Annotated in this window: 11 protein-coding genes and 1 pseudogene; 4 read left to right on the top strand and 8 right to left on the bottom strand. The window is 65.9% G+C overall.

The genetic code is table 11. From position 1 onward, the window contains the following. Both proB and Q0S71_RS11685 read left to right on the top strand, forming a co-directional pair. The coding region (gene proB / locus Q0S71_RS11690; protein ID WP_295995353.1) for a glutamate 5-kinase at window positions 1-763 on the top strand (763 nt) is incomplete at its 5' end. 11 nt (window positions 764-774) lie between these two features. Then, window positions 775-1,659: a hypothetical protein gene (locus Q0S71_RS11685; RefSeq protein WP_295995350.1), complete on the top strand. Its 885-nt coding sequence runs from the start codon at window positions 775-777 to the stop codon at window positions 1,657-1,659. Window positions 1,660-1,677: 18 nt separating this feature from the next. Here Q0S71_RS11685 and nth read toward each other — a convergent pair whose 3' ends face one another. The 5 genes from nth to fdxA form a co-directional block, all read right to left on the bottom strand. Beyond that, window positions 1,678-2,325: an endonuclease III gene (nth, locus tag Q0S71_RS11680; RefSeq protein WP_295995347.1), complete on the bottom strand. Its 648-nt coding sequence runs from the start codon at window positions 2,323-2,325 to the stop codon at window positions 1,678-1,680. Next, window positions 2,322-3,038 carry an electron transport complex subunit RsxB gene (gene rsxB, locus Q0S71_RS11675; protein ID WP_295995344.1) on the bottom strand — a complete coding sequence of 239 codons (717 nt, stop codon included), beginning with the start codon at window positions 3,036-3,038 and terminating at the stop codon, window positions 2,322-2,324. The genes nth and rsxB overlap by 4 nt, the downstream gene beginning before the upstream one ends. Window positions 3,039-3,123: 85 nt before the next feature. Further along, the gene (locus Q0S71_RS11670) at window positions 3,124-4,359 is read right to left on the bottom strand and encodes a polyhydroxyalkanoate depolymerase (RefSeq protein ID WP_295995341.1); all 1,236 of its coding nucleotides are present in this window, start codon (window positions 4,357-4,359) and stop codon (window positions 3,124-3,126) included. Between the two features lie 237 nt (window positions 4,360-4,596). Continuing rightward, window positions 4,597-5,661, bottom strand: a complete 1,065-nt coding sequence (locus tag Q0S71_RS11665; RefSeq protein WP_295995339.1) for an NAD(P)/FAD-dependent oxidoreductase — start codon at window positions 5,659-5,661, stop codon at window positions 4,597-4,599. A gap of 81 nt (window positions 5,662-5,742) precedes the next feature. Then, window positions 5,743-6,066: a ferredoxin FdxA gene (gene fdxA / locus Q0S71_RS11660; protein WP_295995336.1), complete on the bottom strand. Its 324-nt coding sequence runs from the start codon at window positions 6,064-6,066 to the stop codon at window positions 5,743-5,745. A gap of 241 nt (window positions 6,067-6,307) precedes the next feature. On the opposite strand from fdxA, the gene Q0S71_RS11655 reads away from it, so the two are divergent. Then, window positions 6,308-6,586 (top strand): polyhydroxyalkanoic acid system family protein, encoded by a 279-nt coding sequence (locus Q0S71_RS11655; RefSeq protein ID WP_295995333.1) that lies wholly within the window; start codon window positions 6,308-6,310, stop codon window positions 6,584-6,586. Between the two features lie 46 nt (window positions 6,587-6,632). Here the strand turns inward: Q0S71_RS11655 and Q0S71_RS11650 are convergent, their stop codons facing one another. Both Q0S71_RS11650 and Q0S71_RS11645 read right to left on the bottom strand, forming a co-directional pair. Next, window positions 6,633-6,887, bottom strand: a complete 255-nt coding sequence (locus Q0S71_RS11650; protein WP_295995331.1) for an acyl-CoA-binding protein — start codon at window positions 6,885-6,887, stop codon at window positions 6,633-6,635. 166 nt (window positions 6,888-7,053) lie between these two features. Continuing rightward, window positions 7,054-7,338, bottom strand: coding sequence for an HU family DNA-binding protein (locus tag Q0S71_RS11645; protein ID WP_173594266.1), 285 nt, complete (start codon window positions 7,336-7,338; stop codon window positions 7,054-7,056). 233 nt (window positions 7,339-7,571) lie between these two features. On the opposite strand from Q0S71_RS11645, the gene Q0S71_RS11640 reads away from it, so the two are divergent. Continuing rightward, the gene (locus Q0S71_RS11640; protein ID WP_295995322.1) at window positions 7,572-8,405 is read left to right on the top strand and encodes a hypothetical protein; all 834 of its coding nucleotides are present in this window, start codon (window positions 7,572-7,574) and stop codon (window positions 8,403-8,405) included. 108 nt (window positions 8,406-8,513) lie between these two features. On the opposite strand, the pseudogene Q0S71_RS11635 reads toward Q0S71_RS11640, so the two are convergent. Continuing rightward, window positions 8,514-8,728: pseudogene (locus tag Q0S71_RS11635) on the bottom strand (hypothetical protein); the annotation flags it as partial.

Here is an 8,728-nt window from a genome sequence, read left to right as displayed (position 1 = left end):
GAACGCGCGCTCCACGCTGACCACCTTGCTGCGCCTGGGCGTGGTCCCCATCATCAACGAGAACGACACCGTCGTCACCGATGAAATCAAGTTCGGCGACAACGACACCCTGGGCGCGCTGGTGGCCAATCTGATCGAGGCCGACGTCCTCGTCATCCTGACCGACCAGCATGGATTGTTCAGCGCCGACCCGCGCAAGGACCCGGCGGCGACCCTGATACGGCAAGGCCGCGCCGGCGATCCGGCGCTCGAGGCGATGGCCGGCGGCGCCGGCTCGAGCATCGCCCGCGGCGGCATGCTGACCAAGATCCTGGCCGCCAAGCGCGCCGCCAAATCGGGCGCCCACACCATCATCGCCTGGGGCCGCGACAGCGACGTGCTGACCCGGCTGGCCGCCGGCGAGGCGCTCGGCACCGAGCTGACCGCGCAGACCGGCCACCTGACGGCGCGCAAGCAGTGGATGGCCGACCATCTGCACACTGCCGGCCAGGTGGTGCTCGACGCCGGCGCCGTGCGCAAGCTGACCATGGAGGGCAAGTCGCTGCTGCCGGTGGGCGTGGTGGCGGTGACGGGCGAGTTCGGGCGTGGCGCCGTCATCACCTGCGTCGGCGAGGACGGCCACGCCGTCGCGCGCGGGCTGTCGAACTACACCAGCGCCGAAGCGCGCCGCATCATGCGCAAGCCGTCGGCGGAGATCGAGGCGATACTCGGCTTCCTCGAAGGCCAGGAGCTGGTCCACCGCGACAACCTCGTGCTGCTCTAGGCGTCATGGGCATGGAGCGTAGCGCGTATCTGCGGCGCCGCCTGCTGGCCGGCGGCGCCGCCGTGCTGCTCGGCGTGGCGGCGCCGGGCGCGTCCAGCGGCGTGACGCCGCCGCTCAGGGCGATCTATCCCGGCGCGGCCTCGGTCGGCGACGTGCGCGCCGGTTACTATCTCAAGCTGCTGGAACTGGCGCTGCAAAAATCGGGCGCGCCCTTCGACTTGCGGCCCAATGGACAGATCATGGTGTCGCCGCGCGTGACCAGCGTGATCGAGGCGGACGGCGCCATCGACGTCACGTGGGGGCCCAGCACGCGCGAGCTGGAACAGCGGCTGCTGCCGGTGCGGGTGCCGATCGACAAGGGCATATTGGGATGGCGGCTGCTGCTGATCCGCTCCGCCCAGCGCGCCGCCTTCGCGGCGGTCGCCAGCCGCGAGCAGCTGCGCGCGCGGGCCGCCGGCCAGCAGCGCGACTGGAGCGACACCGCCATCTTGCGGGCCAATGGACTGAAGGTGGTGGCGGCCACCATGTATGAGCCGATGTTCAATATGCTGGCCACCGACCGTTTCCAGTATTTCCCGCGCGGCGTCGGCGAGGTCTGGGACGAGCAGGCGCGCCATGCGGCCCTGGGTCTGGAAGTGGAGCGGCATTTGGCGCTGCACTATCCGTCGGTCAGCTATTTTTTCGTCGGCCGGCATAATCGCGCGCTGGGGCAGGCCATCGAGCGCGGGCTGCGCGCGGCGATCAGGGATGGGTCGTTCGCCGCGCTGTTCGAGAGCTGCAACGGCGCCGCCATCGCGCGCGCGCAATTGTCGACGCGCACCGTGTTTGAGCTGAATAATCCGCTGCTGTCCGAGGCGGCCTTGGCGCAGTGGCGCGACGAGGCGCCGCTGCGCTAGCGCCAGATCGGTGCGGGCTTACACGCCGTCGGGCGCCGGCGTCTTGGCTTTATAGTCGCACAGGTCGCGCTGCATGCAGTTCCAGCACAGCGGCTTGCGCGCCATGCAGGTGTAGCGGCCGTGCAGGATCAGCCAGTGGTGGGCGTCGTGCAAAAACTCCTTCGGCACGAATTTGAGCAGCTTTTGTTCGACGATTTCCACCGTCTTCCCCGGCGCCAGGCCGGTGCGGTTGGAGACGCGGAAGATGTGGGTGTCGACCGCCATCGTCGGTTCGCCGAAGGCGGTGTTCATCACCACGTTGGCGGTCTTGCGGCCCACGCCGGGCAGCGCTTCGAGCGATGCGCGCTCGCGCGGCACTTCGCCGCCGTGCAGTTCGACGAGCATGCGGCAGGTCGCCATCACGTTTTTGGCCTTGGTTTTATACAGGCCGATGGTGCGGATATAGTCGGTCAGCTCGTCGAGGCCCAGCGCCAGGATGGCGGCCGGCGTGTTCGCCACCGGATACAGCTTGCGCGTGGCCTTGTTGACGCCGACGTCGGTGGACTGCGCCGACAGCAGCACGGCGATCAGCAGTTCAAACGGCGACGTATATTCCAGTTCGGTTTTCGGCGAGGGGTTGGCGGCGCGGAAGCGCACGAACATATCGTATCGTTTGGCTGCGTTCATGGAGTCGGTTTCGGGTCCGCGGAAGGGGAGGTGTCGTCGGCGTCGGCGGCCTGCGCCTTCAGGCGCGCGCGCTCCATGGCGGCGGCGATGATGGCGCGCTTGCGTTCCTTCTCGGCCTGGTCGGCGGCGCCGGCCGGATCGCTCGCTTCGACGGCGCGCATTTTTTCGGCGGCCTTGGCGGCCAGGCGGGCGTCGTTCTCGGCGCGTTCGCGGCGCAGGTGGACGGCGCGGTAGTCGTGCCGTTCGCGCGCGGCGTCGGCCTGCCGGGCACTCCACGCGTCCCAGCCGGTGGCCTCGGTGACCGGGTACATGACGATGCAGTCGACCGGGCAGGGCGCCACGCACAGGTCGCAGCCGGTGCACAGCTCGGGCACGATGGTGTGCATCAGCTTGGCCGCGCCGACGATGGCGTCGACCGGGCAGGCCTGGATGCACAGCGTGCAGCCTATGCACAGCGCTTCGTCGATGTAGGCGACGGCGCGCGGCCGTTCGATGCCGTTGACGGGATTGATGGGGATGACGGCGCGGCCGGTCGCCTGCGCCAGCCGCGCCACGCCCTCGGCGCCGCCGGGCGGGCACTGGTTGATGCCGGCGCGGCCGTCGGCGATCGCCTCGGCGTAGGGACGGCAGCCGTCGTAGCCGCACTTGGTGCACTGCGTTTGTGGCAGCAGGTCTTCGAGGCGGTCGGCGAGGGAGGAGGGTGGCGTGGGCACGGCGTGGTCGTCAGCGGTAAAGCGCCATTATCCGATATCTGCGCGCGGCGGGCTGAAAAACCTTGGCGCGCGCAGGTGTTCGGCTTTAACCGTGCAGCTTGATGAATTCGCCGATTTTCGGGCAGATCACTTCGCGCCAGCGGCGGCCGGAGAAGATGCCGTAGTGGCCGGCGCCCGGCGCGACGAAGTCTTGCTGCATCTCGGCCGGGATGCCGCTGCACAGGTCGTGCGCGGCCTGGGTCTGGCCGGCGCCGGAAATGTCATCGAGCTCGCCTTCGACGGTGAACAGCGCGACGTTGGTGATGTCTTGCGGCCGCACCAGCTGGCCGCCGACCATCCACGTGCCCATCGGCAGGCTGAATTCCTGGAACACGGTCTTGATGGTGTCCAGATAGTATTCGGCCGGCATGTCGAGCACGGCGTTGTATTCGTCGTAGAACTTGCGGTGGCCTTCGGCCGGGTCGTCGTCGCCGGCGACGAGGTGGGCGTAGAACTCGCGGTGGCTCTGGGCGTGGCGGCCCGGATTCATGGCGATGAAGCCGGCGTGTTGCAGGAAGCCCGGATAAACCTTGCGGCCGTAGCCCGGATAGTTGGGCGGCACCGAGTAGATGACGGTGTTTTCAAACCACGAGAACTTCTTTTCCGTGGCCAGGTTGTTGACCGCCGTCGGCGAGCGGCGCGGGTCGATCGGGCCGCCCATCATCGTCATCGTCTTCGGCATGGCCGGGTCCTTCGCGGTGGCCATCAGCGAAATGGCGGCCAGCACCGGCACCGTCGGCTGGCACACGGAAATGACGTGCAGGTCCGGCGCCAGCAGGCGGATGAATTCCTGCACGTAGAAGATGTAGTCGTCCAGGTGGAAGGGGCCGACCGTGGCCGGCACCATGCGGGCGTCGGTCCAGTCGGTGATGTAGACGTCGTGGTCGGTCAGCAGGCCGCGCACGGTGTCGCGCAGCAGCGTCGAGTGGTGGCCTGACAGCGGCGCCACCAGCAGCACTTTGGGCTGCTTGAGGGCGGCGATGGCCGACTCGCTCAAGTCTTTCTTGAAGTGGATCAGGCGGCAGAACGGTTTGTTCACTTCCACCTGTTCGATGATGCCGACGTCGGCGCCGTTGACGACCGTGGTATCGATGTCAAAGGCCGGCTTTTCGTAATCCTTGCCGAGGCGGTACATCAATTCGTAGCCGGCGGCGATGCGCTGCGCGAACGGCGTGTGCGCCAGCGGCGAGACGGGATTGGTGAACAGTTTGGACGAGGCGTCGGCCCATTGCATCAGCGGCGACAGGAGCGAACGTTGCATTTCGTGCAGTTGGTAAAGCATATATCTTCCCGATTAAGTGTTTGGTGCAGCGCACCAACGCTAGTACATCATAAGCCAATTATAGGATATTTGTTCGTGACGTAAAGCATTTTACGATACCTTAAGGAAAGGCCTGTTTTCACGCAAGATGGCGCCCGCATCACGATGATACCGCTGAAACATAAAAAAAAGCAGCGTTTCCGCTGCTTTTGTGTACGACAACACACCGTTGTTGCACGGTGTCCGCAGGGCGGCCGTTTAATCGAAGACCGGGGTTTCCACGCCCAGCACCTTGTGCAATTTCGGCGACGTGGTGGTGTACTGCATGTGGATTTTCTTGTCCGGGAAGATGTAGGGCGCGGCGCCGAAGGCGGCCAGGGCCGCTTCGTGGAAGCCCGACAGGATCAGCTTTTTCTTGCCCGGATAGGTGTTGATGTCGCCCACGGCGAAGATGCCGGGCACATTGGTTTCGAACTTTTCCGTGCTGACCACCTTGAGCTGGCGCCGTTCGATGTCCAGGCCCCAGTCGGCGATCGGGCCGAGTTTCGGCGACAGGCCGAAAAACACCAGCAGCATGTCGAGCGGCACGCGGCGGGTCACGCCGTCCGGTCCCGTGACCTTCAGTTCGGACAGCTTGCCGTCGCGCGTTTCAAAGCCGGTGGCCTGGCCGATGATGAGTTGCATCTCGTACTCGTCGCACAAGGCTTTCATCTTGGCGACCGAGGCGGGGGCGGCGCGGAAGTCTTCGCGGCGGTGCAGCAAAACGACCGATTCGGCCTTCCCGACGAAGTTCAGGGCCCAGTCCAGGGCGGAGTCGCCGCCGCCGCAGATGACCAGGTTCTTGCCCTCGAACAGGGCCGGTTCCTTGACGCGGTAGTGCAGCTGGGTGTGGTCGAAGGCGTCGATGCCGTCCACCTTCAGCGTGCGGGCCTGGAACGAGCCGACGCCGGCGGCGATGAAGATGGTCTTGCTGATGAAGCGGGTGCCGGCGCTGGTTTCGACGTTGAAGCGGCCGTCTTCGCGGCGCTCGACGACGGTCACTTCCTGGCTCAGGTGGAAGGTCGGCTCGAACGGCTCGATCTGCTTGAGCAGGTTGTCCGTCAACTCCTGGCCGGTGCACGAGGGCACGGCGGGGATGTCGTAGATCGGCTTGTCGGGATACAGTTCCACGCACTGGCCGCCGACGGCCGGCAGCGAGTCGATCACGTGGGCCTTGATTTCGAGCAGGCCCAGTTCGAAGACCTGGAACAGGCCGACCGGACCGGCGCCGATGATGACGGCATCGGCTTCGATGACGCCGGCTGGAGTGCTTACGCTATTCATACGAGTTTATTCCTGTTGTTTCAATAGGTGGTGAGGCGCGCCGCCGCGTGGCGGCGCGCCTGGCCCGACTGCGGCGCCGCCTTAGCGCACCAGCAGGTGCAGCTTGTCTTTGACGTCTTTGAACTGCTCGGCGTCCGGCAGCGCGGCTTTGGTCTTGGTGATCGAAGGCCAGTTGCGGGAGGTGTCGACGTTGATCTTGATGAATTGCTGCTGGTCCGACGGCACGTCTTCCTCAGCGAAAATCGCGTTGACCGGGCATTCGGCGACGCAGACGGCGCAGTCGATGCATTCGTCCGGATCGATCGACAGGAAGTTCGGGCCTTCCCGGAAACAATCGACCGGGCAGACATCTACGCAATCGGTGTAGCGACAGCTGATGCAAGATTCGGTGACAACGTGGGTCATAACAGTCCTATCAATGTGGATGTGCGGCGGCGTCGGCGCAGCAGCAGGGGTGCCGGAAGGCAGGGCGGGGCGGCCGACGACAGCAAAGCACTGTATTTTAAGGTAATTCGCTATTTCTCACAAATTGCGCTTATATACAATATGTATAAGCAAATTCGTTCGACGGGGGCGGCGGCGGCACTGGCGCCGGGCGGCCCGAGCTGGCATCATGTCGGCCACATTCAATTTACGGGGAAAATCATTGGCTGACATCAACATCGTTCAAGACCATCAGTTGTCCGAGGAGCAAGCCCGCGCCGCCGCCCAGCAGGTGGCAGACAAGATGGCGCAGGAATTCGACCTGGCCTGCCAGTGGGATGGCGACGTGTTGCGCTTCGAGCGCAGCGGCGTCGAAGGCGCGCTGACGCTGGGACGCAGCCAGGCGCAGATGCAGATCAAGCTGGGATTTTTGTACAGCGCGTTCGCGTCCGCGATCGAAGGCAAGATCGCGGCGAAGATGCGCCAGGTGTTCGCGGGATAAAGCGCGGCGGCCCGGATTGGGCCCCGGTTGCGGCGCCGCTCGAAACTCAGTCCTTCAAGTCCTCGACCAGATCGATGTATTGCTGCCGCGCCTCGTCCTGCGAGGTGCCTTTGAGCGCAGCCCAGGCGTCGAACTTGGCGCGGCCGACCATGTCGGTGAAGCCGGGACGTTCGCCGTCGGCGTCGCCGTTGGCGCCCTGCTTGAACAGCGCATACAGCTTCAGCAGGGTCATGTTGTCCGGACGCTCGGGCAAGTTCTTCGAGTCCAGCTGCGCTTGTTGGAATTGCTCTTGTAAACTCATTTCAGCTCCTGGTATCAAAAGGGTAACGACGCGCCATCATACAAACAAACGGCCGCGCGCCTCTAGAGGAGAGCTTCCAAAAACAGAACGGCGGCCAGGGCAGGCGCCGCGCCATGCCGTGAACCGCCGTCGCCGCCGCCGCGCAGGCCGGCATGGTGCCGCGTACTTATTTCTTCTTCGGGTTGACGGCGGCCTTCAGGGTCGCGCCGGCGGAGAATTTTGGCGTTTTCGACGCGGCGATCTTGATCGCTTCGCCGGTGGCTGGATTGCGGCCTTTGCGCGCTGCACGTTTGGCGACGGAGAAAGTGCCGAAGCCGGTGATGCCGACCGTGTCGCCTTTTTTCAGACGCTCGGTGATGATGGCAATCAAAGTGTTCACTGCACCGTTGGCGGCAGCAGCGGACACTTCAGTGCGTTTCGCAAATTCTGCAATCAATTCGCCTTTTTTCATTACTACCTCCTTGGTTATAGAGCGCGCAGATTAGCATAAAACTTGCCAAAAGTAAGAACATTCTGAATCAAGCAAGCCTTGCGGTGACTGGCGCGCCACGGCGGCGGCGCATGCCGCGGCGCAGCATCGCAGCCCGGTCCGCGGCTCGCTTTGCAGGGCGCCGCGCCGGGCGTGTGCAATAGGTGCGCCGCGCCCTGCAAAGAGTTATGATCGCAGTCAGCGAGGACACGATCATGAGTTTTTCAGACGACATCCTGATGGCCTATGCCAGCGGCGAGCTGGACGAGGAGACCCGACGCGCCGTCGAACATGCCATGCGCACCGACGACAGCGTGGCGCGCCGCGTGGCGCAGCAGCGCGCCATGCATGGCGGCGGCAACACGGTGTTCGGCCGCCGCGTCGACGAAGCGGCGCCGCGCCGGCAGACGCTGCCGCATCACGGCGCCAACGTGGTCCAGCTCGACGCCGCGCGGGCCCACCGCGCGGCCCACCAGCACGCGGTCCGGCGGCGCGGCTGGCGGCGCTGGTCGTGGCTAGAGTGGAGCGCGCTGGCCGGGGTCTTGATGCTGGGCCTGGTGGCCGGGAAATTCGGACTCGGCTACCTGCAAATGAATTGGCCGTCCGAGCTGCTGGCCGCCGTCGCCAGCGCCACGGCCGGCGCCCTCGGCGGCGGCGGCGGCGGCGCTCTGGCGGTGCGCGACGGCCGGCTCGGCGCGCAGGGCAAGCTGGAGCAGGCGCTCAACCGGCAGCTGGCCGGCGGCGCCAGCGACGACGGCAGCGTGCGCATCGGCGTGAGCTTCATCGCCGGCGACGGCGCCTACTGCCGCAGCTTCACGCTGGTCGGCCATGCGCAGGAAACGTCGGGACTGGCTTGCCGCGGCGGCGAGGAATGGCATATTCCCGTGATCGCGCAAAACGTCAAGCAGGCGCCGCAGGCGGGCGCTTATCGCGCGCTCGGGAGCGACACGCCGGCCGCCGTGCTCGAAGCGATAGACCAGCGCATCGCCGGGCCGGAACTGGATGTGACGGCGGAACAGGAGGCGTTGCGCAAGAACTGGCAACGCTGAGGCGCTGGCCCGCGTTTCCACGGGAGCGCATGCCTGCCTTTGATGCAGCCACGGGCGGATCGCCGCGTGGCCGGCGCGCGGGCCGGGTGGCCAGGCCGCGCGGTTCGGCTATTTGCCGCCGACGGCCGCCTCGCCGACATACACCACGCCCTTGCCGACGGCCACCGTGGCATCGACCGCGGTCGAGGCCACGGTGACGCCGGCGCCCACGACCGTAGAGGCCACGCTGACGACGGCGCAGCCGCCGAGCGCGGCCAGCAGCGTCGCCGCCGCGCACCACGCCAAAGCGGCCCGGACCATGGTCTTAAACGCCCAGCAGTTCG

The organism is Rugamonas sp., from assembly GCF_025354735.1.
Lineage (GTDB): Bacteria > Pseudomonadota > Gammaproteobacteria > Burkholderiales > Burkholderiaceae_D > Rugamonas.
Note: the sequence above shows the minus strand (reverse complement) of the source record. Positions and strands in the feature narration are given on the sequence as shown.